Origin of the sequence: Frigoribacterium sp. ME-P-080, from assembly GCF_030209595.1 — a bacterium.
Taxonomy (GTDB): Bacteria; Actinomycetota; Actinomycetes; order Actinomycetales; family Microbacteriaceae; genus Frigoribacterium.
In genome coordinates this window covers 326,191-350,155 of sequence record NZ_JARVRR010000004.1, presented here as the reverse complement: position 1 = coordinate 350,155, position 23,965 = coordinate 326,191, and the positions used below count along the sequence as shown (strand labels likewise).

The window sequence follows — 23,965 nt, the reverse complement described above, 5'->3', positions numbered from 1 at the left end:
GTGTCGATCCGCATCAGCCCCAGCATCCTCTCGGCCGACTTCGCGAACCTCGAGCGCGACCTCGAGCGCATCTCGACCGCCGACCTCGTGCACGTCGACGTGATGGACGGCCACTTCGTGCCCAACCTCACCCTCGGACTCCCCGTCGTGCAGCGTCTCGGCGAGGTCAGCCCCGTACCGCTCGACCTGCACCTGATGATCGACGACGCCGACCGCTGGGCACCCCGCTACGCCGAGACGGGCGCCTTCTCGGTGACCTTCTCCGCCGAGGCGGCGTCCGATCCCGTCTCGACGGCGCAGGCCATCCGCAGCAACGGCTCCCGCGCCTCCGTCGCCGTGAAGCCGGGCACCGACCTCGAGCCCTACCTCCAGACCCTCGACTCGTACGACATGATCCTCGTCATGACGGTCGAGCCGGGCTTCGGCGGGCAGTCCTTCATGCCCGAGACGATGGCCAAGCTGGCCCGTGCCCGTGAGGCCGTGCGCGCCTCCGGGCTCGACGTGTGGCTCGAGGTCGACGGCGGCATCACGACCGAGACCATCGTCACGGCCGTCGAGAACGGTGCCGACACGGTGGTCGCCGGGTCCGCCGTCTACGGTGGGTCGCCCGTCGACAACATCGCTGCACTCCGGGCCGCCGCCGCGACGGTAGCCTTGACGTCGTGAAATCCTTCGACGACCTGTACCTCGAGCTCAGCGACAAGGCCCGCGACCGGCCCGAGGGGTCGGGCACCGTGGCCGAACTCGACGCCGGCGTGCACCAGATCGGCAAGAAGATCGTCGAAGAGGCCGCCGAGGTCTGGATGGCCGCCGAGTACGAGGGCGACGTCGCGACCGCCGAAGAGATCTCCCAGCTGCTCTACCACCTGCAGGTCATGATGATCGCCAAGGGCATCACCCCGGCCGACGTCTACCGACATCTCTGAGTCGGCCTCCGTCACCCCCGTTCGTCACGCCGCTCGCGCGGCACCCCAGCAGACAGAGAACCCCATGCTCCGCGTCGCAGTGCCCAACAAGGGATCGCTCAGCGAGACCGCCTCCGCCATGCTCGCCGAGGCCGGCTACACCGGTCGCCGAGACCCCAAGACCCTCCACGTCGAGGACCCGCGCAACGGCGTCGAGTTCTTCTACCTCCGCCCGCGCGACATCGCGACCTACGTGGGGTCGGGCGCCCTCGACGTGGGCATCACGGGTCGCGACCTGCTGCTCGACTCGCACTCGCCGGCACACGAGGTCGCACCCCTCGACTTCGGCGGCTCGACCTTCCGTTTCGCGGGCCCTCCCGGCCGTTTCGCCGACCTCCGTCAGCTGCAGGGCACCCGGGTCGCGACGAGCTACGCCGGCCTCGTCGGCTCGTTCCTCGAGAGCCACGGCGTGACCGCGACCCTCGTGCCGCTCGACGGAGCGGTCGAGAGCGCCGTGCAGCTGGGCGTCGCGGACGCCGTGGCCGACGTCGTGTCGACCGGTGCGACCCTGCGTGCGGCCGGGCTCGAGATCTTCGGGCCGGTCATCCTCGAGTCGACGGCCGTCCTCATCTCGTCCGACGCCGAGGTGGACGGTCTGGCGGTCCTCCACCGTCGCCTGCAGGGCGTCCTCGTGGCCCGGCAGTACGTCCTCATGGACTACGACGTCCCGGTCGACAAGCTGGACGCCGCGACCGCCGTCGCCGGCGGCATGGAGTCGCCCACCGTCTCCCCGCTGCACGACCGCGACTGGGCCGCCGTCCGCGTGATGGTCCCTCGGCCCGACACCAACCAGGTCATGGACGCCCTCTACGACCTCGGCGCCCGGGCGATCCTGGTCAGCCCGATCCACGCCGCGAGGCTGTAGCCGTGACCGCCGACGACGCGGTCGTCCCCGGCGCGGTCGCCGCCGACGCCTCCCTCGCCGTCCGGGTCATCCCGTGCCTCGACGTGGCCGCCGGCCGCGTGGTGAAGGGCGTCAACTTCCTCGACCTGCGCGACGCGGGCGATCCGGTCGAGCTGGCCCGCACGTACTACGAGCAGGGTGCCGACGAGATCACCTTCCTCGACGTCACCGCCACGGTCGACGAGCGGTCGACGACCTACGACGTCGTCCGGGCGACGGCCGAGCAGGTCTTCATCCCGCTGACGGTCGGGGGCGGCGTGCGCACCACCGACGACGTCGCCCGGCTGCAGGCGGCGGGGGCCGACAAGATCGGCGTGAACAGCGCCGCCATCGCGCGGCCCGACCTGATCGGCGAGATCGCCGACCGGTTCGGAGCCCAGGCGGTCGTCCTCTCGCTCGACGTCAAGCGTTCGAGCGGCACTCCCTCCGGCTTCGTCGTCACGACCCACGGCGGTCGCACCGAGACGACCCTCGACGCGCTCGCCTGGGCGCGTGAGGCCATCGAACGCGGGGCGGGCGAGCTGCTCGTCAACTCGATCGACGCCGACGGCACCAAGCAGGGCTTCGACCTCGAACTCGTCCGCGCCATGCGCGAGCTCAGCCGGGTGCCGGTCGTCGCGTCCGGAGGGGCGGGTCGGCTCGAGCACTTCGCCCCGGCCATCGAGGCGGGTGCCGACGCCGTGCTCGCGGCGTCGGTCTTCCACAACGGCGAACTCACCATCGGCCAGGTCAAGGACGAGCTGGCCCGGTCGGGGGCCGTCGTCCGCTGAGGCGGGCCGTCACCGCACCGGTCCGCAGCCGACCAGCCGACATCGCATCGCATCGCATCGAGGAGCACACCATGACCGACCAGCTGACGCGTGAGACGGTCGAGCCCGTCGTCGCCCGTGCCCGGTTCGACGCGTCGGGCCTGCTGCCCGCCATCATCCAACAAGAGGGCACGAAAGACGTGCTCATGATGGGGTGGATGGACGCCGAGGCGCTCCGCCGCACCCTCACCGAGGGGCGCGTCACCTTCTGGTCCCGCTCTCGACAGGAGTACTGGCGGAAGGGCGACACGTCCGGTCACGCGCAGTTCGTCCGCGCCGCCGCCCTCGACTGCGACGACGACGTGCTGCTCGTCACGGTCGAACAGATCGGCGCCGCCTGCCACACGGGCTCGCACTCCTGTTTCGAGGTCGACCCGCTCGAGCCGGCCACCGCCTCCTCGTCCCTGCCGTCCGGCGACACCGACCCCACCGGAGGCCTCCGTGGCTGACGCCCCGATCCGCACCTCGACGACCCGGGCCCAGTTCGACGAGCGGCTGGCCGGGCACCGGGTCGTTCCGGTCGTCCGCGACTTGTTCGCCGACGGCGAGACGCCCGTGGGGGTGTACCGCAAGCTCGCCGACGGCAGGCCCGGCAGCTTCCTCCTCGAGTCGGCTGCCCAGGGCGGCATCTGGTCCCGGTGGTCCTTCGTCGGCGTCTCGTCGTTCGGCGTGCTCACGACCGACGACGGCGAGGCCCGCTGGATCGACTACGGCATCGACCGCGATCGGGCGCTGGGCGATGCCGTCGGCCGTCCCCTCGAGGTGCTCTCCGCCCTGCACCACCGGTGGGCGACCCCGCGCATCGACGGCATGCCGCCCCTCACCGGTGGCCTCGTCGGGTTCATCGGCTGGGAGGCCGTGCGCGAGCTCGAACACCTTCCCGACGCGCCGCCGGCCGAGTTCACGGTGCCCTCCCAGGCGCTCAGCTTCGTGTCCGAGCTCGTGGCCCTCGACCACCGCACGGGTGCCGTCCTGCTCGTCGCCACCGCGTTGAACGACGGAACCGACGAGCCCGACGTCCTGTGGGCCGACGCTCAGTCCCGACTCGACGACCTCCAATCCCGACTCGCAGCCCCGAGCGAGGCGTTCCTGTCCGACGTCGACCTGACGATCGAGGCCACGCCGACCCGGCGTTCGACCGACGACGAGTACGCGCATGCGATCCGGCGGTCGAAGCAGTTCATCCACGACGGCGACGTCTTCCAGGTCGTCGTCTCCCAGCGCTTCGACCACGAGGTCACGGCCGAGCCGCTCGACGTCTACCGGGTGCTGCGGACGCTCAACCCGAGCCCGTACATGTACCTGGTGACCCTCGACGACGTGCAGGGCCGGCCGTACACGATCGTGGGCTCGTCGCCCGAGGCGCTGGTCAAGGTCGACGGCCGGCGGGCCTACACGCATCCCATCGCCGGGTCGAAGCCCCGCGGAGCCTCGCCCGACGAGGACCAGCGCTTCGCCGACGAACTCGCCTCGGACGAGAAAGAACGCGCCGAGCACCTCATGCTGGTCGACCTCGCCCGCAACGACCTGCTCAAGGTGTGCACGCCGGGAACCGTCGAGGTCACCGAGTTCATGCAGGTCGAACGGTTCAGCCACATCATGCACCTCGTCTCGAGCGTCGAGGGCGACCTCGCTCCCGGCAAGGACGCCATCGACGCGTTCCGTGCCACCTTCCCGGCCGGCACGTTGTCGGGTGCTCCCAAGCCCCGGGCCCTCGAGATCATCGACGAGCTCGAGCCCGCCCAGCGGGGCGTCTACGGGGGAGTGGTCGGCTACTTCGACTTCGCCGGCTCGGCCGACGTCGCGATCGCGATCCGCACCGTCCTGTTGCAGGACGGCGTGGCCCGCGTGCAGGCGGGTGCCGGTCTCGTCGCCGACAGCGACCCGGTCGCCGAGAACCAGGAGGCACGCAACAAGGCCGCGGCCCCCTTGCGTGCCGTCGCGGTCGCGAACGCCATGGCACGGCTCCGCTGATGCCCGCTCGTCGCCTGAAGCTCACGACGATCCTCGGGGGCATCCTGCTCGCGGGACTCGCCCTGCTGTCCTGGACGCAGGACTGGTTCCACGTCGTCGTCGCCTCCCCCCAGGGCGGAGACCTCCCGCTCGACGTCGCCGGTGACGTCGCCGGTGCGCCGTTGTCCGCCCTGTCGCTGGCCAGCCTGGCGCTCTTCGGGGCGCTCACGATCGCCGGCCGCGTCTTCCGCGTCGTCCTGGGGGTTCTCCAGGTGGCACTGGGCGTCAGCGTGGTCGTCACGACGTCGACCGCCCTGGCCGACCCCGTGCGCGCCTCGGGGAGCGCCGTGACGACCGCCACGGGCGTCGACGGCACCGACTCGATCCGGGCCATCGTCTCCTCGGTCGAGCCCACGGCCTGGCCCTGGCTCGGGCTCGTGGCCGGCGTCCTCGCCGCGCTCCTCGGAGTCGCCACCGTGCTCCTCGCGGGCGCCTGGCCCCAGGCCACCCGCAAGTACTCCGCCACGCGACTGGTCGCCACGGATCCCTCGGCCGATCCGGCGGCCGCCTGGGACGCGCTGTCGGGCGGCGACGATCCCACCGACGACCCGGCGCACCTCGACGGGGGCGGGTCGGGCCCCACCGAGCCGGGTCGTACCCGGTAGACTCAGCCCTCGTACCGACCTGATCCAAGGAGCACTGTGAGCACGAACACGACGAGCACCCCGTCCGGTGGCGACGCGCCCCTCGCGAACGCCCCCGCGAAGGTCGACTCCGGCTCGAAGGGCCGCGACACCGAGACGGCCGACGACCTCGGGCACGGCAACTCGCCCGCCGCCTGGACCGCCGTCGTCATCATGCTGGTCGGCTTCGCCATCGGCACGCTGGCCTTCTTCCTCGACGTCCCGTGGATCGTCTGGGCGTCGGCCGGCCTGGTCGTCGTCGGACTGATCGTCGGTCTCGTGCTCAAGAAGGCCGGTTACGGCGTCGGTGGTCACCGCTACGTGCCGAAGGCCCACAACTAGGTGCTCGACGACCTCTACGCGGGTGCCGTGGCCGACGCCGCAGCACGCCGCGAGTCCCTCCCGTTCGCCGCCGTCGAGGCAGCGGCGCTCTCTCGTGAGCCCGCACTCGACGCCCGCACCGCCCTCGCCCCCGGCGACCGTGTCAAGGTCATCGCCGAGGTGAAGCGCGCCAGCCCGTCACGGGGCCACCTCTCGACCATCGCCGACCCGGCGTCTCTGGCCCGCTCCTACGCGGCCGGGGGAGCGAGCGCGATCAGCGTCCTCACCGAGGGCCGGAAGTTCAAGGGCTCCCTCGCCGACCTCGAGGCCGTTCGCACCGCAGTCGACGTGCCCGTCCTCCGCAAGGACTTCATCGCCGACCCGTACCAGGTGTTCGAGGCCCGGGCGGCCGGTGCCGATCTCGTGCTGCTGATCGTCGCCGGGCTCGAACAGCCTCGCCTCCTCGAATTGCACGACCTCGTGAGGCAACTGGGCATGACCGCACTCATCGAGGCGCACTCCGCCGACGAGGTGTCGCGCGGCCTCGACGCCGGTGCCACCGTCCTCGGCGTCAACGCCCGCGACCTCACGACCTTCGAACTCGACAGGGACCTCTTCGGTCGCCTGTCGCACTCGATCCCGACGGGCGTCACCCGCGTCGCCGAGTCGGCGGTCTCGTCGCCCGACGACGTCGCCCACTACCGTCGCTCCGGTGCCGACGTCGTGCTCGTGGGCGAAGCCCTCGTGACCCACGGCGACCCCGCCGACGCCATCACCCGCTTCCTGGAGGTCTGACCATGGCACTGCGCGACGAGACAGGTCCGTATTTCGGTTCGTTCGGGGGTCGCTTCGTCCCCGAGTCCCTGGTGGCCGCCCTCGACGAGCTCGACGCGGCCTACAAGGCCGCGGCCGTCGACCCCGAGTTCGCCGCCGAGCTGACGGCTCTCCACGCCACCTACACGGGCCGGCCGTCGATCATCACCGAGGTTCCGAGGTTCGCCCAGCACGCCGGTGGTGCCCGCATCATCCTCAAGCGTGAAGACCTCAACCACACGGGGTCCCACAAGATCAACAACGTGCTCGGACAGGCGCTGCTGGCCCGAAAGCTCGGCAAGACTCGCCTGATCGCCGAGACCGGAGCCGGTCAGCACGGCGTCGCGACGGCCACCGCCGCCGCCCTCTTCGGCATGGAGTGCGTCGTGTACATGGGGCAGGTCGACACCGAGCGCCAGGCGCTCAACGTCGCGCGGATGCGCCTGCTCGGAGCCGAAGTCGTCTCGGTCACGACGGGCTCCCGCACCCTCAAGGACGCCATCAACGACGCCATGCGCGACTGGGTCTCCAGCGTCGACACCACGCACTACGTGCTGGGCACGGTCGCCGGTCCGCACCCGTTCCCGGCCATGGTGCGCGACTTCCACAAGATCATCGGCGAAGAGGCCCGCCAGCAGGTCCTCGACCTGACCGGAGCACTGCCCGACGCCGTGACGGCCTGCGTCGGCGGCGGCTCGAACGCCATGGGCATCTTCCACGCGTTCCTCGACGACCCCTCGGTGTGGTTGTTCGGCTTCGAGGCCGGCGGGGACGGCGTCGAGACGGGCCGTCACGCGGCGTCGATCACCCTCGGCCGCATCGGCAACCTCCAGGGCACCAAGTCGTACCTCATGCAGGACGAAGACGGTCAGACGCTCGAGAGCCACTCCATCTCCGCGGGCCTCGACTACCCGAGCGTCGGCCCGGAGCACGCCTGGTTGTCCGAGTCGGGCCGGGCCGAGTACCAGCCGATCACCGACGACGAGGCGATGCAGGCCTTCCGACTGCTCTCGCAGACCGAGGGCATCATGCCCGCGATCGAGTCGGCACACGCCCTGGCGGGCACGATCAAGCTCGGTCTGGAGCACCCCGACTGGACGATCCTGGTCTCGCTCAGCGGCCGTGGCGACAAGGACGTCTCGACCGCGAGCCGGTACTTCGGCGTCCTCGACGAGAAGGCACAGCAGCTGTGACCGCCGCAGTCCCCGCCGGGACGAGCAAGGTCGGCGACGCGATCCGGGCCCGGCGAGACGCCGGGAGCGGCGCCGTCGTCGGATACCTGCCGGTCGGGTTCCCCGATCTCGACACCAGCATCGAGGCCGCGGTGGCGATGGCCGAGAACGGCATCGACGTCATCGAACTCGGCATCCCGTACTCCGACCCCGTGATGGACGGCCCGGTCATCCAGGCAGCCACACAGCGGTCCCTGGCCGAGGGGTTCCGCGTGCGCGACGTCTTCACGGCGATCCGTGAGATCACCTCCCGCGTCGACGCCCCGGTCATCCCGATGACCTACTGGAACCCGGTCGAGCAGTACGGCGTCCAGCGGTTCGCCGACGACCTCGCGGCCGCGGGCGGTGCCGGGCTCATCACCCCCGACCTCATCCCCGACGAGGCCGACGCGTGGATGTCCGCGGCCGAGGCCGCCGACCTCGACCGGGTGTTCCTGGCCGCTCCGTCGTCCAGCGACTCGCGCCTCCGGCAGGCCGTGGCCAGTAGTCGCGGCTTCGTCTACACCGTCTCGACGATGGGCATCACAGGAGCCCGAACCGACGTCGACGCGGCGGCGAGCACCCTCGTCGCCCGACTCCGCGAGGTGGGCGTCGAGAACGCCTGCGTCGGTCTCGGCATCTCTACGGCCCAGCAGGTCCGCGAGGTGCTCGACTACGCCGACGGTGCCATCATCGGTTCGGCCTTCGTCCGTGCCCTCGCCGACGGCGGGGTCGAACGCCTCGCCGAGGTCTCCGCCGACCTGTCGTCCGGCGCGGCCCCCTCCGCCTCCTGACCCCCTCGGGTCCGACGCCCTCGCGCTAGAGTCGTCACCCGTCGGGTGACCGACGCTCCGCACCCCCTCCGAAAGGCATCACGCCCGTGTTCGTTCCCTTGAGCATCCCGAGCCCGTCGGCCGCCTGGCAGTACTTCGACGTCACCGCCTGGTTGAACTCGACCTTCGGGGCGTCGTTGCCCGGCTCGCTGCGGATCCACGCCTACGCGATCTGCATCCTCGTCGGCATCGTCGCAGCGGTGGTCATCACGAACCACCGTCTGAACCGGCAGGGGGCGGAGAAGGGCATCGTCATCGACGTGGCCATCTGGGCCGTGGTGTTCGGCATCGCGGGGGGACGCCTGTTCCACGTCATCACCCACCCGGCGGACTACTTCTCCTCGCCCGACCAGTACATCCACGTCCTCTTCGTGTGGGAGGGCGGCCTCGCCATCTACGGCGCCCTGCTGTTGGGTGCCGTCGGCGTCTGGCTCGGTTGCCGCTTCACCGGTCTCCGGTTCACGGTCTTCGCCGACGCCCTCGCCCCCGGCCTGCTCGTCGCGCAGGCCTTCGGACGCCTCGGCAACTGGTTCAACCACGAGCTCTTCGGCATGCCGACCGACCTGCCCTGGGGCCTCGAGATCGAGTCCACGAACGCCGCCTACCCCACCGGCCTGCCCGAGGGCACGCTCTTCCACCCGACCTTCCTCTACGAGATCGTCTGGATGCTCGCCGGCGTCGCGATCCTCGTGCTCCTCGAGAAGAAGGCCCCCATGCAGTGGGGTCGGTCGTTGGCCTTCTACCTGGTCTGGTACGGCATCGGACGGGCCTGGTTCGAGTCGATCCGCACCGATCCCAGCCTGCTCTTCTTCGGCATCCGCACCAACGTCTGGATGAGCTTCTTCGCCATCGTCCTCGGGATCGTCCTCTTCGTCCTCGCCTCCCGCCGCCACACCGGCACGGTCCCCGGCCCCTACGTGCCCGGCCGTGCGCCGAGCGAGCGGGCGGCTGCTGTAGACTCTGACGGCACGTACACGGAGAACGACGAACCCGAGTTGGTCACCGTCGGAGCATCGGACGACAACACCGATCGCTCACCGCGTCCCTAGGTCGTCCACTCCACGACGACCGCGGGCCCGGCGCCCCACCGTCGTGGCGCCCGATCCCCTCCACCCCATCCCGGTGCGAACGATCCGCCCGCGACACGGTCCCGTGCACGCACCCGCGCCTCGTAAGATCGAGCGCAGTCGGCCCCTCCCGCCGGCGTGCACGCCCACGGTCGCCACGAGCCGACCTCTCCCGCCGAGTCGGGGCCGCCCACAGAAGCCGGCCCCGTCAGGCACCTCGGGCCGACGTCGTCCCGCCCCCTGTCGGATCTCTTCGTGAGGACGGATTCCATGGCTCTCACGCCAGCACACCAGCAGTTCAGCACGGTCCCCGAGGCCAGCGGCCTCTACGACCCGCGCAACGAGAAGGACGCCTGTGGCCTCGCCATGGTGGCGACCCTCCGTGGAACCCCCGGTCACGACATCGTCGACACCGCCCTGCGGGCCCTCCGGAACCTCGAGCACCGAGGTGCCGTGGGTTCCGACGCCGGCACCGGGGACGGTGCGGGCATCCTCTGCCAGGTGCCCGACGAGTTCCTGCGCCACGAGGTCGACTTCGACCTGCCGCCGGCCGGCCAGTACGCGGTGGGCATCGCCTACCTGCCCCTCGACGAGCAGGAGCGCTCCGAGCTGAAGACGGGCATCGAGCGCATCGCCGACCTCGAGCACTTCGACGTCCTCGGCTGGCGCGAGGTCCCCGTGCGCCCCGAAGAACTCGGCACGTTGGCGCGCAACGCGATGCCCGCCTTCGAGCAGCTCTTCGTCGCCAGCAGGCACCACGACGCCGACGGCGTCCCGCTCGCCGGCGTCGCGCTCGACCGCCAGGCGTTCCGGCTGCGCAAGCGTGCCGAGCGCAAACTCTCGGCCTACTTCACCTCTCTGGGCAGCCGGACCATGGTCTACAAGGGCATGGTCACCACACTTCAGCTCGAGCCGTTCTACCCCGACCTGAGCGACGAGCGCTTCGCCTCGAAACTCGCGATCGTGCACTCGCGCTACTCGACGAACACGTTCCCGTCGTGGCCGCTGGCACAGCCGTTCCGCATGATCGCCCACAACGGCGAGATCAACACGGTCCGGGGCAACCGCAACTGGATGCGTGCCCGGCAGTCCCAGCTCGAGAACGAGCTCATCGGCGACCTGAAGCCCATCCTCCCCATCGTCAGCCCCGGGGCGAGCGACTCGGCGTCGTTCGACGAGGTCGTCGAGTTGCTCAGCCTGACCGGCCGGTCCCTGCCGCACGCGGTCATGATGATGGTCCCCGAGGCGTGGGAGAACCAGGTCGACATCGACCCCACCCTGCGCGACTTCTACGAGTACCACTCGATGCTCATGGAGGCGTGGGACGGCCCCGCGGCCATCACGTTCACCGACGGCACGCACGTCGGCGCCACCCTCGACCGCAACGGCCTGCGGCCGGGCCGCTACCTCGTCACCGACGACGGCCTCGTGGTCCTCGCGAGCGAGATCGGCGTCATCGACGTCGACCCCGCCAAGGTGGTCCGCAAGGGACGGCTCCGCCCCGGCAAGATGTTCCTGGTCGACACCGAGGCCGGCCGCATCATCGAGGACGACGAGATCAAACGCGACCTCGCCACGGCCGCGCCCTACGGCGAGTGGCTCGCCGAGGGGCGCATCCACCTCTCGGAGCTGCCCGAACGCGAGCACATCGTGCACACCCCGGCGTCGGTCACCCGCCGTCAGCGCACCTTCGGGTACACCGAAGAAGAGGTCCGCATCCTGTTGACGCCCATGGCGAAGACCGGGGCGGAGCCCCTGGGCGCCATGGGAAGCGACACGCCGATCGCCGTCCTGTCCGAGCGCCCGCGCCTCCTGTTCGACTACTTCACGCAGCAGTTCGCCCAGGTGACGAACCCTCCGCTCGACTCCATCCGCGAGTCGGTGGTCACGTCGCTCAAGCTGGGTCTCGGTCCCGAGCGCAACCTGCTCGCCGCGACCCCCGAGCACGCCCGCCAGGTGATCCTGGACTTCCCCGTCATCGACAACGACGAGCTCGCCAAGATCCAGCACATCGACCCGAGCCCCGGCTCCCGCAAGACGTCGACCATCCGCGGGCTGTACCGCGCCGACAAGGGCCCGCGGGCACTCGAGAAGCGCATCGCCGCCATGTGCAACGAGGTGGACGACGCGATCGAGGCCGGTGCGGAGTTCATCGTCCTCTCCGACCGCGACTCGAACGCCGACTTCGCCCCGGTGCCGTCGCTGCTCATGATCGCCGCGGTGCACCACCACCTGATCCGCACCGAGAACCGCATGAAGGTCGGCCTGATCGTCGAGGCCGGTGACGTGCGCGAGGTGCACCACGTGGCCACGCTGATCGGCTACGGCGCGTCCGCGGTCAACCCGTACCTCGCGATGGAGACCTGCGAGAACCTCGTGAGGGCCGGGATGATCACCGGGCTGAGCCCCGAGGACGCCGTGCACAACCTGATCAAGGCTCTCGGCAAGGGCGTGCTCAAGATCATGTCGAAGATGGGCATCTCGACGGTGTCGAGCTACGCCGCGGCGCAGGCGTTCGAGGCCGTGGGCCTCAGCCAGGAGTTCGTCGACACGTACTTCACCGGTACCTCGTCGATGCTCGGAGGCGTGGGGATCGACGTCATCGCGGCCGAGAACAAGCAGCGACACACGAGCGCTTACCCCAGCGACGGCTCCGTCATCGCGCACGAGCGGCTGGCCACGGGCGGCGAGTACCAGTGGCGCCGCGAGGGTCCCCGGCACCTCTTCAACCCCGACACCGTGTTCCGGCTGCAGCACGCCACGCGCACCCGCCGCTACGACATCTTCCGCGAGTACACCAAGCTCGTCGACGACCAGGCCGAGCAGCTGATGACGCTGCGCGGGCTGTTCCGGCTCAAGCACGGCGTCCGCCCGGCCGTCCCGCTCGACGAGGTCGAGCCCATCGAGTCGATCGTGAAGCGGTTCTCGACGGGGGCGATGAGCTACGGCTCGATCTCGCAGGAGGCGCACGAGACCCTCGCCATCGCGATGAACCGCCTCGGCGGCAAATCCAACACCGGCGAGGGCGGAGAGGACGTCGACCGCCTCCTCGACCCCGAGCGCCGCAGCGCCGTGAAACAGGTGGCCTCCGGGCGCTTCGGGGTCACCAGCATGTACCTCACGCACGCCACCGACATCCAGCTCAAGATGGCCCAGGGCGCCAAGCCGGGCGAGGGCGGTCAGCTCCCGCCGACGAAGGTCTACCCCTGGGTGGCACGAACGCGTCACGCGACGGCCGGCGTCGGTCTCATCTCGCCGCCGCCGCACCACGACATCTACTCGATCGAGGACCTCAAGCAGCTGATCTTCGACGTCAAGCGCGCCAACCCCAAGGCCCGCGTCCACGTCAAGCTCGTGAGCCAGTCCGGCATCGGCGCGGTCGCGGCAGGGGTCACGAAGGCCCTGGCCGACGTCGTGCTCGTGTCCGGCCACGACGGGGGCACCGGCGCGAGCCCGTTGAACTCGCTCAAGCACGCGGGCACGCCCTGGGAGATCGGCCTGGCCGAGACCCAGCAGACCCTCATGCTGAACGGGATGCGCGAGCGTGTCGTCGTCCAGGTCGACGGTCAGATGAAGACCGGCCGCGACGTCCTCATCGCCGCCCTGCTCGGCGGCGAGGAGTTCGGCTTCGCCACGGCGCCGTTGATCGTCGAGGGCTGCATCATGATGAGGGTCTGCCACCTCGACACCTGCCCGGTCGGTGTCGCTACCCAGAACCCCGAGCTCCGTGCCCGCTTCTCCGGCAAGCCGGAGTTCGTCGTCAACTTCTTCGAGTTCCTGGCGCAGGAGGTGCGCGAGTACCTCGCCGCGCTGGGCTTCCGCAGTCTCGACGAGGCCATCGGCCGGACGGACGTCCTCGACGTCGACCGCGCCGTCGACCACTGGAAGGCCTCGGGTCTCGACCTCGCCCCGGTGCTGGTCGGTCCGACGTTCTCCGACGACGAGCCCCGACGCAACCGCACCTCGCAGGACCACGGCCTCGACGAGCACTTCGACGTGCAGCTGATCGAGCGCAGTGCCGACGTGCTCGAGAACGGTGGGCACGTCGAGATCACGCTCCCGATCCGCAACACCGAGCGGGCGGTCGGCACCATGCTCGGGCACGAGGTCACCCTGCGACACGGTGAGCACGGCCTGCCCGACGGCAGCATCGAGATCAACCTCAGTGGTTCGGCCGGTCAGTCGCTCGGTGCGTTCCTGCCCGCCGGCATCACCCTGCGCCTCGAGGGCGACAGCAACGACTACGTGGGCAAGGGCCTCTCCGGCGGCAACGTCGTGGTGCGTCCGCCCCGCGGCAGCGCCTTCGCCGCCGAGGAGAACGTCATCGCCGGCAACGTCATCGGCTACGGCGCGACCCAGGGCAGCATGTTCCTGCGGGGCATCGTGGGGGAGCGCTTCCTGGTCCGCAACTCGGGGGCCAGCGCGGTCGCGGAGGGCGTGGGCGACCACGCGCTCGAGTACATGACGGGCGGTCTCGCCGTCATCCTCGGCGACACGGGCCGCAACCTCGGAGCAGGCATGTCCGGAGGGACGGCCTACGTGCACCGGCTCAAGCCCGAACGGGTCAACGCCGAGGCGCTCGCTTCGGGTGAACTCGAACTCCACCCCCTCGGCAGCGCCGACGTCGAGATCCTGACCGACCTGTTGCGCCGGCACCTCGCCGAGACCGGGTCACCCGTGGCGGAGCACATGCTCGACGACCTCGACGCCACGGTGGCCGAGTTCGTGAAGGTGCTGCCCCGCGACTACGCCGCCGTCCTCGCCACCCGGCAGACGGCCGTCGACGAGGGTCTCGACCCCGATGGCGACGAAGCATGGAAGAGAATCCTGGAGGTGACCGGTGGCTGACCCCAAAGGCTTCCTGAAGACGCAGACCCGCGAGCTGCCCAAGCGCCGACCCGTGTCGGTCCGGCTCATGGACTGGAAAGAGGTCTACGAGCAGCAGGAGAGCGGCGAGCTCCGACGTCAGGCGGGCCGTTGCATGGACTGCGGCGTCCCGTTCTGCCACCAGGGCTGCCCGCTCGGCAACCTGATCCCCGAGTGGAACGACCTCATGTGGCGTGGAGAGGGCCGTCAGGCCGTCGAGCGCCTGCACGCGACCAACAACTTCCCGGAGTTCACCGGTCGTCTCTGCCCCGCGCCGTGCGAGTCCTCCTGCGTCCTGGGCATCAACCAGCCCCCGGTGACGATCAAGCAGGTCGAGGTCTCGATCATCGACCAGGCGTTCGCCAACGGATGGGTCACCCCGCACCCGCCCGAGCGCCTGACGGGCAAGACGGTCGCCGTCGTCGGTTCCGGCCCCGCCGGGCTGGCCGCCGCCCAGCAGCTCACGCGTGCCGGCCACACGGTCGCCGTCTACGAGCGCGAGGACCGCATCGGTGGCCTGCTGCGTTACGGCATCCCCGACTTCAAGATGGAGAAGAAGCAGATCGAGCAGCGCATCGCCCAGATGCAGGCCGAGGGCACGCGTTTCCGCGCCCGGGTCGAGATCGGTCGGGACATCGCCTGGGACGACCTCCGGGCCCGCTACGACGCCGTGGTCGTCGCGACGGGCGCGACGGTTCCCCGTGATCTGCCGATCCCGGGACGCGACCTGTCCGGCATCCACTTCGCCATGGACTACCTCGTGCAGCAGAACAGGGCCGGAGCGGGCGACACGGTGGCCGACCAGATCACGGCCGAGGGCAAGCACGTCGTCGTGCTGGGCGGCGGCGACACCGGTGCGGACTGCATCGGTACCGCCCACCGGCAGGGTGCCCTCTCGGTGACCAACCTCGCGATCGGCCAGCAGCCCCCGGAAGAACGCCCCGAGGCACAGCCGTGGCCGATGTTCCCCACGCTGTTCGAGGTGTCGAGCGCCCACGAAGAAGGCGGCGAGCGGGTCTACCTCGCGTCGACGGTCGAGTTCCTGACCAACGAGGTCGGCGAGGTGCGGGCCATCCGCGTCGCCGAGACCGAGTACGTCGACGGTCGACGGGTCCCCAAGGCGGGCACCGAGCGCGAGGTCCCCGCCGACCTCGTCCTGCTCGCGCTCGGCTTCACCGGACCCGAGCGCGACACCATCGAGGAGCAGCTGCGGCTCACCTTCGACGGTGGCGGCTCCCTCGAGCGCGGTGCCACCTACGAGACGGGCGAACCAGGCGTCTTCGTGACCGGTGACGCCGGGCGCGGGCAGTCGCTCATCGTCTGGGCGATCGCCGAGGGCCGCGCCACGGCCTCCGCCGTCGACGCCTACCTCGAGGGCCAGACCGTGCTGCCCTTCCCGGTGAAGCCCACCGATCGGTCCATCTCGGTCTGATCCGGCCATCCGACGGGAATAGGGTGGGAGTCGGGCTGTAGTCGTCCCACCCCCTTTCCCCCCACACGAACGGAACACATGAGACGCGCAAAGATCGTCGCCACCCTCGGGCCGGCGACGTCGAGCTACGACGACATCCGGGCGATCATCGACGCCGGCGTCGACGTCGCCCGCATGAACCTCAGCCACGGCAGCTACGACGTCCACGAAGGCGTCTATGCGAACGTCCGCCAGGCGTCGGCCGACTCGGGCCGCGCCGTCGCGGTCCTCGTCGACCTGCAGGGCCCCAAGATCCGCCTCGGCAAGTTCGCCGACGGTCCGCACGACCTCGAGGTCGGCGACGTGTTCAAGATCACCACGGACGACATCCTGGGTTCCAAGGAGATCTGCGGCACAACGTTCAAGGGCCTCCCCGACGACGTCACGGCGGGAGACCCGCTCCTGATCGACGACGGCCGCGTCAAGCTCCGCGTCCTCGAGACCGACGGCACCGTCGTCACGACCGAGGTCGTCGTCGCCGGCACGGTGTCGAACAACAAGGGCATCAACCTCCCCGGCGTGGCGGTCAACGTGCCCGCCCTCTCCGACAAGGACGAGGCCGACCTCCGCTGGGGTCTCCGACTCGGCGCCGACCTGATCGCCCTGTCGTTCGTGCGCGACGCGGACGACGTCGTGCGCGTGCACGAGATCATGGCCGAAGAGGGCCGCAAGGTCCCCGTCTACGCGAAGATCGAGAAGCCCCAGGCCGTCGACAACCTCGAGGCCATCATCGACGCGTTCGACGGCATCATGGTCGCCCGTGGCGACCTGGGCGTCGAGTTGCCCCTCGAGGCCGTGCCCATCGTGCAGAAGCACGCGGTCGAGCTCTCGCGTCGCATGGCGAAGCCGGTCATCGTCGCCACCCAGATGCTCGAGTCCATGATCTCGAGCCCGATCCCGACCCGCGCCGAGACCTCGGACGTCGCCAACGCCGTCCTCGACGGCACCGACGCGGTCATGCTCTCGGGCGAGACGAGCGTCGGCGAGTACCCGGTCATCACGGTGCAGACCATGGCGCGCATCGTGGCCTCCACCGAAGAGCACGGGCTCGAGCGCATCCCTCCGCTCGGCACGCGTCCGCGCACGCAGGGCGGCGCCATCACCCTGGCAGCGGCCGACGTCGCCGACTTCGTCCAGGCGAAGTTCCTCTGCGTCTTCACCGAATCGGGTGACTCGGTGCGTCGCATGTCGCGCCTGCGTCACTCGATCCCCATCCTGGCCTTCACACCCAACGAGGCGATCCGACGCCGCATGGCGATCAGCTGGGGCGTCCAGTCCTACCTGGTCGAGACCGTCACGCACACCGACGCCATGTTCGCGCAGGTGGACGACATCCTGCTCGGCAACGACCTCGCCGAATCGGGCGACAAGGTCATCGTGATCGCCGGGTCCCCTCCCGGGATCGCGGGCTCGACGAACGATCTCCGGGTGCACCGCGTGGGTGACGCCCACGGGGAGGCCGCTCCGGCCTACGCGTCGCAGCCCTGACGCACCGCGACACCCCTGGCGAAGCCGGGGCGATCCCCTCGGATCGTCCCGGCTTCGTCGTGTCGGCGGGGCGTACGCTCACGGCATGTCCGTGGACGCCCGTCATCCCTCGTGCTTCGAGTTCGAGGCCCGCTTGTACGTGGTGCCGTCCTGGAGCGGTCACGGTGTGGTCGAGACTCGTCGCAGCCTCGGCCCCGAGATCCGAGAGACCAGCCGAGGAGGCGCGGGGGTGGGCCGGTGGGCAACTCTCGGTGCCCTCGTGGGCGGCTCGTTCCTCGGGGGAGTGGCGGCGACGGTGTGGCGGGTCGACGGCCTCTGGGCCCTCTCGCTGATCTTCGTCCTCGGCGCTGCGGTCGGGGCCGTGCTGGCGATCGGCACCCGGACGATCTTCCAGGAGGGTGCGGGTGACCAGGCTCGTGGGACCGCGGCGCCGAGTCCACCGGAAGGACCTCTGCCTGCCGTCGAGGTGCCGTGGGACGTCGCCCGGGCGGCGCCCGAGGACTCCACCGGGGACGAACTGGTCCTCTGGGCGACCTTGACCAGCCGATACCGCGAGGCGCGGGAAGCACTCGTCGCCGGTGGCGGCGAAGACGACCGGTTCACCGACCCGAGGCAGGCCGGAGCACGGATCGCCGAATGGGAGAGCGCCTACCGGACTGCGAGCCGGGACTACGAGCCGGTGGCGCGCCTCCTCGGCTTTCCCCTGCCGTGAGATGGCCGACCCTCCCACCCGAGACGGGAACGGAGAAAGCCCCGACCCGCCGGAGCGGATCGGGGCTTTCGGTTCAGTGGCGGGCGAGCCCGCCGACTGACGGCGTCACGAGGACGCCACCGAGTCAGATGACGCGGATGTTCTCGGCCTGGAGGCCCTTGTTGCCCTGAGCCGTGTCGAACTCGACCTTCTGGTTCTCTTCCAGGTTGCGGTAGCCGTCGCCGGCGATCGCGGAGAAGTGCGCGAAGACGTCAGTGGTTCCGTCGTCGGGGGTGATGAAGCCGAAGCCCTTTTCGGAGTTGAACCACTTAACGGTGCCTGTTGCCATTTTTCTTGTTCCTTCAATCAGAGTTGTCGATCTCGATTTCGAGATCGCTCGTCGCGGTGCCTTTTTGTCCGCTCCCTCTGAGAACGACGCCACCGTCGGAACCCCTCTCGGTGAGAGGAGGCCTTCGGCACGTCGCGAGATACAAATGCGTAACACAACAACCAGTTCCATCAGCGTAGTGCACGGATGCCCACGAACACACCCTCTGAGCAGAACTCGTGTCGGCGTGTCGGCCCGATGACCGGACGAGGCAAGGAGAGCCACATCTCGTCGGTCGGCTTCGCGCCGGGGCTGGTGCCGGATGTGGGACTCGAACCCACACGCCCTCACGGACAGAGCATTTTGAGTGCTCCGCGTCTGCCATTCCGCCAATCCGGCGCACAACAACCAGGTCGACAATACCGTAGGCTTCACGTCGTGAGTGACCAGGAAGCAACCCCAGCAGCACCCCGTCGCGTCGTCGTGGCCGAAGATGAGTCCCTCATCCGCCTCGACATCGTCGAGATCCTCCGCGACAACGGTTTCGAGGTGGTGGGAGAGGCCGGGGACGGCGAGACCGCCGTCGCCCTCGCCACCGAGTTGCGCCCCGACCTCGTCATCATGGACGTCAAGATGCCCCAACTGGACGGCATCTCCGCCGCCGAGCGGCTCTCGAAGGCGCACATCGCGCCGGTCGTCCTCCTGACCGCGTTCAGCCAGAAGGAGCTCGTCGAGCGGGCGAGCGAGGCAGGCGCCCTCGCCTACGTCGTGAAACCCTTCACCCCCAACGACCTGCTGCCCGCGATCGAGATCGCCCTCTCGCGGTACGCACAGATCATCACCCTCGAGGCCGAGGTCGCCGACCTGGTCGAGCGCTTCGAGACCCGCAAGCTCGTCGACCGGGCGAAGGGGCTCCTCAACGAGAAGATGGGGCTCACCGAACCCGAGGCCTTCCGATGGATCCAGAAGGCGTCCATGGACCGCCGCCTGACGATGCACGACGTGGCCCAGGCGATCATCGAACAGTTGAGCGCCAAGAAGTAGTCGTCCGCGACGAGAGAAGGCCCACCCCGACGATCGGGGTGGGCCTTCTTTCGTCGGCCTACCGGTCGCGGGCGTCCGTGAGGAAGTTCGTGATGCGGACCGTCGACAACAGACGACCGCGATCGTCGGTCATGACGACCTGATGCGTCGTGAGGGTGGAACCGAGATGAAGGGCCGTGCAGGTGCCCGTCACCCATCCGGTCGCCGCCGACCGGCTGTGGCTCGCGTTCAGTTCGATGCCCATCGCGACGCGTCCGGCTCCCGCGTGCACGTTGGCCGCCACCGACCCGAGGGTCTCGGCCAGGACGACGTGTGCGCCGCCGTGCAGGATGCCGACGGGCTGGGTGTTTCCGTCGACGGGCATCCGACCCACGGCACGCTCGGCGCTCATCTCGTCGATCACGATGCCCATCTTCTCGGCCAGGGCACCGACACCCCGTCGGCGGAACAACTCGGCGGCGGCGTCGCTCAGGGACGCGTCCGACGAGACGGTCCTCTCGGCGTCGTTCGGGACGGCGGACGGAGTGCTCATGGTTCTCCGGTGGATCGGACCGGGGCGCCCGGCGACGGTGTCGGGGGTGCCCGCTAGGCTGACGTGGTGACGGACGACACGAAGCCTACCCTCCTGGTCATCGACGGCCATTCCCTGGCGTTCCGGGCCTTCTACGCCCTCCCGGTCGACAGTTTCGTGAACCGCGAAGGTCAGCACACCAACGCCATCCACGGCTTCATCTCGATGCTGCTCAGCCTGCTCAAGGCCGAGAAACCGACGCACCTGGCCGTCGCCTTCGACATCTCTCGCTTCTCCTTCCGCACCCGCGAGTACCCCGAGTACAAGGGCACGCGGTCCGAGACCCCGCCCGAGTTCGTGGGCCAGATACCGCTTCTCCAAGAGGCGTTGCACGCCATGGGCATCACCACGATCACCAAAGAGGACTTCGAGGCCGACGACATCCTCGCGACCCTGGCGAGCCGCGGTCGTGACGACGGGTACCGGGTCCTGGTGGTCTCCGGCGATCGCGACGCCATCCAGATGGTCAACGACGACGTCACCCTCCTCTATCCCTCGGCCCGCGGCGTGAGCGAACTCACCCGGTACGACCGCGACAAGGTCTTCGAGCGATACGGCATCGAACCCCACCAGTACCCCGAGGTCGCCGCTCTCGTCGGCGAGACGAGCGACAACCTCATCGGCATCGACAAGGTGGGGGAGAAGACCGCCGTCAAGTGGATCAACCTCTACGGGGGTCTCGACGAGATCATCGCTCGCGCGGACGAGATCAAGGGCGTCGTCGGGCAGAAGCTCCGCGAGCAGAAAGAGAACGCCATCCGCAACCGCCGGCTCAACCGGCTGGTGACCGACGTCGAGCTCCCGGTGGGGCCGGGTGACCTCGAGCGCCGGGCGATCGACGAGGCGGCCGTCCGAGAGCTCTTCGACAAACTGCAGTTCCGCACCCTGCTCGAGCGCGTCCTGGCCCTGTCGGGATCGACCGAACCCTCCGCCGCGAACGCGGGTGAGACAGCGGTGACGGCGGCCCCCGAAGGCCTCCCCGTCGTCCGGACCCTCATCGACGAAGAACTGGCCTTCTGGCTGAAGAAGCACGCGTCCGACCCCGAGAAGCCCGTCGGCCTCACGGTCGAGTACGGCACGGACGGCATCGTCGGGCTCGGCATCTCGTCCCTCGACGAGTCGGCGTACGTGCCCTGGGCCGCGGGTCGCGGCGACTACGTGGCCCTCGAAGCCTGGCTCGACGACGCCACGCCCAAGGTGGTCCACGACGCGAAGCGCGCCTACAAGGCGCTGTCGCGGGCCGGCCTCACGCTGACGGGCATCGCCGGCGACCCGCGGATCGCCGCCTGGCTGCTGCGCCCGGGCCGCACCTCGTTCGCCCTGTCCGACCTCGTCTACGAGCAACTGGGAGAAACGCTGCCCGTCGGCGATCCCAACCAGCTCGTGTCGGCGGACGACGACGTCAACGTGGCCTCCGAGGCCTGGTACGTCCTCCGATTGTCCGAGTCGTTGGTTGCCGCCCTCGACGAGGGCTCCCGTCGGGTGCTCACCGAGATCGAGCTGCCCCTGGTGCCGGTGCTCGGAGACATGGAACTCACCGGTGTCGCCGCCGACCGCGACACGCTCAAGGCGCTCTCGCTCCGTCTGGGTGAACAGGCCGGCGAACTGGCCGCGGCGGCGTTCGCCGAGATCGGACGCGAGGTCAACCTCGGCTCACCCAAGCAGCTGCAAGAGGTGCTGTTCGAGCAACTCCAGATGCCCAAGACCCGAGCGACCAAGACGGGCTTCTCGACCGACGCCGCCTCCCTGGCCGATCTGCAGGAGAAGCACCCGCACCCCTTCCTCGACCTGCTCCTGAAGCACCGTGACGCGACGAAGCTGCGCCAGATCATCGAGACCCTCGAGAAGTCGATCGCCGACGACGCGCGCATCCACACGACGTACGACCAGACGGGCACGACGACCGGGCGCATCTCGTCCGTCGACCCCAACCTCCAGAACATCCCGGTCAAGGCCGCCGTCGGTCGCGAGATCCGCGCCGCGTTCGTGCACGGTCCCGATTACGAGACGCTCCTCACGGCCGACTACTCGCAGATCGAGATGCGCATCATGGCGCACCTCTCGGGCGACGAGGGGCTGATCCAGGCGTTCAACGAGGGCGAAGACCTGCACCGGTTCGTCGGTGCCCGCATCTTCGGGGTCGAACCCGCCGACGTCAGCCCGGCCATGCGCACGAAGGTCAAGGCCATGTCCTACGGCCTCGCCTACGGGCTCAGCGCCTTCGGCCTGTCGAAGCAGCTGCGCATCGAGACCGCCGAGGCACGCCAGCTCATGACCGACTACTTCGCCCGGTTCGGTGCCGTACGGGAGTACCTCCGCAACGTCGTCGAGCAGGCGCGCGAAGACGGCTACACCGAGACCATCTACGGTCGGCGCCGCCCCTTCGCCGACCTCAAGTCCCCGAACCGCGTCCTGCGCGAGAACGCCGAGCGGGCCGCCCTGAACGCCCCGATCCAGGGCTCGGCCGCCGACATCATGAAGATCGCGATGCTCGGTGTCCGATCCGAACTCGACGAGCGAGAGATGGGGTCGCGCGTGCTGCTGCAGGTGCACGACGAACTCATCGTCGAGGTCGCACCGGGCGAGGTCGACGACGTGCGCGAGATCGTGCGTCGGCGCATGAGCGGGGCGGCCGACCTGCGCGTGCCGCTCGACGTCAGCGTCGGCCTCGGCGAGAGTTGGGACGCAGCGGCCCACTGAGCCCCGGGCGCCGCGGCGCCGAACGGCCACGGACCCGAGGTCCGTCTCGGCGACGTCGCACGTAGCACGTAGCACGTAGCACGTAGCACGTAGCACGTCGTACGTCGCCGAGACGGTCCGTCCTGCCCTTCTGCGCGCGCCTCCTGCCCCCGGGGTCCTACGACCGGCCCGAGCGGCCCCGCTCGGGCACGTGCTGCCCGTTCATCGGGCATCGGTTGCCCATCGGGCAGCCAATCGACGCCCCACTCGGGCACAAACGGACACGACACGCGGTACAGACTTGACCGGGCCACACAAACGGACTTATATAAGCGCAGATCAACAACAGTTGAACTCCTTCCGCACTTCCGCACCACCGGTCAGCCCCCGAGGCGGCCGTGCAGTCCGACGACGAGGTCTCCCATGTACGCACCGGAGCGTCACCAGCAGATCCTCGACACGGCCCTGTCCCGGGGCCGAGTCGAGGTGGCCGGTCTCGCACGAGAGCTCTCGGTCGCGCCCGAGACCGTGCGCCGCGACCTGACCGCCCTCGAGCGCCGGGGCGTCCTCCGCCGCGTCCACGGAGGCGCCATCGCCGTCGAGCGCCTCGGCATCGAGCCTCCCGTGGTCGACCGGGAGGGAACGGCCGCGTCCGAGAAGGAGCGCATCGCCCGGGCCGCCCTCGACGAGCTGCCCGACGGCGGCTCGATCATCGTCGACGCCGGCACCTCGACCATCCGTCTGGCCGAACTCCTGCCCCTCGACCGCGAGCTGACCGTGGTCACCCACTCGCTCGCCGTCGCCACCATCCTGATCAGCCGACCGAACGTCACCCTCCACCTGCTCGGCGGCCTCATCCGCACCCGCACGTACTCCGCGGTGGGGGACTGGACGCGGGCCCAGATCGCCGACGTCTTCGCCGACGTCGCCTTCATCGGGACGAACGGCGTCTCGGTGGAGCGCGGCATCAGCACCCCCGACCTGGCGGAGGCGCGGGTCAAGCGCGCGCTCATCGCCGCGTCACGACGCACCGTCGTCCTCGCGGACCACACCAAGTTCGGTCGCGAGGACTTCGCCAAGGTCGCGCCGCTCACCGACGTCGACACCGTCATCACCGACTCCGGCGTGGACGCCGAGCTGGCCGACGACGTCGAACAGGCCGGACCCCGGGTCGTGATCGCATGACGCGACCCCGACCGGCCCCCCTCGTTCCCTCCCGACGCACCGCAGCACCTCGCACCACCTCCATCACCCCACACCCCTCTCGT

At 69.8% G+C, this 23,965-nt stretch carries 20 protein-coding genes, 1 tRNA gene and 1 pseudogene; 19 read left to right on the top strand and 3 right to left on the bottom strand.

Features of this window, described 5'->3' with window-relative positions:
* From rpe to QRN23_RS10150, 16 genes and pseudogenes are all read left to right on the top strand, one after another.
* A complete protein-coding gene (gene rpe, locus QRN23_RS10225; protein ID WP_192123634.1) occupies positions 1-666 on the top strand; it encodes a ribulose-phosphate 3-epimerase in 666 nt (221 codons plus the stop codon).
* Positions 663-926 carry a phosphoribosyl-ATP diphosphatase gene (locus QRN23_RS10220; protein WP_043592769.1) on the top strand — a complete coding sequence of 88 codons (264 nt, stop codon included), beginning with the start codon at positions 663-665 and terminating at the stop codon, positions 924-926. Before rpe ends, QRN23_RS10220 begins: the two co-directional genes overlap by 4 nt.
* Before the next feature lie 64 nt (positions 927-990).
* A complete protein-coding gene (hisG, locus tag QRN23_RS10215) occupies positions 991-1,830 on the top strand; it encodes an ATP phosphoribosyltransferase (RefSeq protein WP_285063494.1) in 840 nt (279 codons plus the stop codon).
* 2 nt (positions 1,831-1,832) lie between these two features.
* Complete coding sequence (hisF, locus tag QRN23_RS10210; RefSeq protein WP_192123637.1) at positions 1,833-2,639, top strand: imidazole glycerol phosphate synthase subunit HisF; 807 nt, start codon at positions 1,833-1,835, stop codon at positions 2,637-2,639.
* 71 nt (positions 2,640-2,710) lie between these two features.
* A complete protein-coding gene (gene hisI / locus QRN23_RS10205; RefSeq protein ID WP_054146066.1) occupies positions 2,711-3,127 on the top strand; it encodes a phosphoribosyl-AMP cyclohydrolase in 417 nt (138 codons plus the stop codon).
* On the top strand, positions 3,120-4,652 hold the full coding sequence (locus tag QRN23_RS10200) for an anthranilate synthase component I (protein WP_369794370.1): 1,533 nt from the start codon (positions 3,120-3,122) through the stop codon (positions 4,650-4,652). Before hisI ends, QRN23_RS10200 begins: the two co-directional genes overlap by 8 nt.
* Positions 4,652-5,296 (top strand): Trp biosynthesis-associated membrane protein, encoded by a 645-nt coding sequence (locus tag QRN23_RS10195; protein ID WP_123570086.1) that lies wholly within the window; start codon positions 4,652-4,654, stop codon positions 5,294-5,296. The genes QRN23_RS10200 and QRN23_RS10195 overlap by 1 nt, the downstream gene beginning before the upstream one ends.
* Positions 5,297-5,440: 144 nt before the next feature.
* Positions 5,441-5,656, top strand: a pseudogene (locus QRN23_RS10190) (DUF6704 family protein); the annotation flags it as partial.
* Positions 5,657-6,430, top strand: coding sequence for an indole-3-glycerol phosphate synthase TrpC (gene trpC / locus QRN23_RS10185; RefSeq protein WP_123570085.1), 774 nt, complete (start codon positions 5,657-5,659; stop codon positions 6,428-6,430).
* A 2-nt stretch (positions 6,431-6,432) separates the two neighbouring features.
* A complete protein-coding gene (trpB, locus tag QRN23_RS10180; protein WP_285063493.1) occupies positions 6,433-7,641 on the top strand; it encodes a tryptophan synthase subunit beta in 1,209 nt (402 codons plus the stop codon).
* Positions 7,638-8,453 carry a tryptophan synthase subunit alpha gene (gene trpA, locus QRN23_RS10175; RefSeq protein ID WP_056045280.1) on the top strand — a complete coding sequence of 272 codons (816 nt, stop codon included), beginning with the start codon at positions 7,638-7,640 and terminating at the stop codon, positions 8,451-8,453. The genes trpB and trpA overlap by 4 nt, the downstream gene beginning before the upstream one ends.
* A gap of 86 nt (positions 8,454-8,539) precedes the next feature.
* Entirely contained in the window at positions 8,540-9,541 is a 1,002-nt protein-coding gene (gene lgt, locus QRN23_RS10170) for a prolipoprotein diacylglyceryl transferase (protein ID WP_233568323.1), read from the top strand.
* Positions 9,542-9,829: 288 nt separating this feature from the next.
* On the top strand, positions 9,830-14,407 hold the full coding sequence (gene gltB / locus QRN23_RS10165) for a glutamate synthase large subunit (RefSeq protein WP_285063492.1): 4,578 nt from the start codon (positions 9,830-9,832) through the stop codon (positions 14,405-14,407).
* The gene (locus tag QRN23_RS10160) at positions 14,400-15,857 is read left to right on the top strand and encodes a glutamate synthase subunit beta (RefSeq protein ID WP_123570084.1); all 1,458 of its coding nucleotides are present in this window, start codon (positions 14,400-14,402) and stop codon (positions 15,855-15,857) included. Before gltB ends, QRN23_RS10160 begins: the two co-directional genes overlap by 8 nt.
* A gap of 78 nt (positions 15,858-15,935) precedes the next feature.
* Complete coding sequence (gene pyk / locus QRN23_RS10155) at positions 15,936-17,384, top strand: pyruvate kinase (RefSeq protein ID WP_056045267.1); 1,449 nt, start codon at positions 15,936-15,938, stop codon at positions 17,382-17,384.
* Between the two features lie 85 nt (positions 17,385-17,469).
* The gene (locus QRN23_RS10150) at positions 17,470-18,096 is read left to right on the top strand and encodes a hypothetical protein (RefSeq protein ID WP_285063491.1); all 627 of its coding nucleotides are present in this window, start codon (positions 17,470-17,472) and stop codon (positions 18,094-18,096) included.
* Positions 18,097-18,220: 124 nt separating this feature from the next.
* Here QRN23_RS10150 and QRN23_RS10145 read toward each other — a convergent pair whose 3' ends face one another.
* Both QRN23_RS10145 and QRN23_RS10140 read right to left on the bottom strand, forming a co-directional pair.
* On the bottom strand, positions 18,221-18,424 hold the full coding sequence (locus tag QRN23_RS10145; protein WP_043592793.1) for a cold-shock protein: 204 nt from the start codon (positions 18,422-18,424) through the stop codon (positions 18,221-18,223).
* A 292-nt stretch (positions 18,425-18,716) separates the two neighbouring features.
* A tRNA-Leu gene (locus tag QRN23_RS10140) sits at positions 18,717-18,802 on the bottom strand.
* 39 nt (positions 18,803-18,841) lie between these two features.
* Here QRN23_RS10140 and QRN23_RS10135 point away from each other — a divergent pair.
* Complete coding sequence (locus QRN23_RS10135; protein WP_043592796.1) at positions 18,842-19,447, top strand: ANTAR domain-containing response regulator; 606 nt, start codon at positions 18,842-18,844, stop codon at positions 19,445-19,447.
* A gap of 58 nt (positions 19,448-19,505) precedes the next feature.
* Here QRN23_RS10135 and QRN23_RS10130 read toward each other — a convergent pair whose 3' ends face one another.
* Positions 19,506-19,859: a PaaI family thioesterase gene (locus QRN23_RS10130; protein ID WP_249408402.1), complete on the bottom strand. Its 354-nt coding sequence runs from the start codon at positions 19,857-19,859 to the stop codon at positions 19,506-19,508.
* Positions 19,860-20,045: 186 nt separating this feature from the next.
* Here QRN23_RS10130 and polA point away from each other — a divergent pair, with 186 nt between their 5' ends.
* Both polA and QRN23_RS10120 read left to right on the top strand, forming a co-directional pair.
* On the top strand, positions 20,046-22,718 hold the full coding sequence (polA, locus tag QRN23_RS10125) for a DNA polymerase I (RefSeq protein ID WP_285063490.1): 2,673 nt from the start codon (positions 20,046-20,048) through the stop codon (positions 22,716-22,718).
* A 402-nt stretch (positions 22,719-23,120) separates the two neighbouring features.
* Positions 23,121-23,882 carry a DeoR/GlpR family DNA-binding transcription regulator gene (locus QRN23_RS10120; protein WP_056045263.1) on the top strand — a complete coding sequence of 254 codons (762 nt, stop codon included), beginning with the start codon at positions 23,121-23,123 and terminating at the stop codon, positions 23,880-23,882.
* Positions 23,883-23,965 lie beyond the last annotated feature (83 nt).

Excerpts from the sequence above, each read along its gene's own strand:
- hisG (WP_285063494.1), top strand. The coding sequence starts at position 991 with ATGCTCCGCGTCGCAGTGCCCAACAAGGGATCGCTCAGCGAGACCGCC.
- hisI (WP_054146066.1), top strand. The coding sequence starts at position 2,711 with ATGACCGACCAGCTGACGCGTGAGACGGTCGAGCCCGTCGTCGCCCGT.
- QRN23_RS10195 (WP_123570086.1), top strand. The coding sequence starts at position 4,652 with ATGCCCGCTCGTCGCCTGAAGCTCACGACGATCCTCGGGGGCATCCTG.
- trpB (WP_285063493.1), top strand. The coding sequence starts at position 6,433 with ATGGCACTGCGCGACGAGACAGGTCCGTATTTCGGTTCGTTCGGGGGT.
- gltB (WP_285063492.1), top strand. The coding sequence starts at position 9,830 with ATGGCTCTCACGCCAGCACACCAGCAGTTCAGCACGGTCCCCGAGGCC.
- pyk (WP_056045267.1), top strand. The coding sequence starts at position 15,936 with ATGAGACGCGCAAAGATCGTCGCCACCCTCGGGCCGGCGACGTCGAGC.
- QRN23_RS10150 (WP_285063491.1), top strand. The coding sequence starts at position 17,470 with ATGTCCGTGGACGCCCGTCATCCCTCGTGCTTCGAGTTCGAGGCCCGC.
- QRN23_RS10145 (WP_043592793.1), bottom strand. The coding sequence starts at position 18,424 with ATGGCAACAGGCACCGTTAAGTGGTTCAACTCCGAAAAGGGCTTCGGC.
- QRN23_RS10130 (WP_249408402.1), bottom strand. The coding sequence starts at position 19,859 with ATGGGCATCGTGATCGACGAGATGAGCGCCGAGCGTGCCGTGGGTCGG.
- QRN23_RS10120 (WP_056045263.1), top strand. The coding sequence starts at position 23,121 with ATGTACGCACCGGAGCGTCACCAGCAGATCCTCGACACGGCCCTGTCC.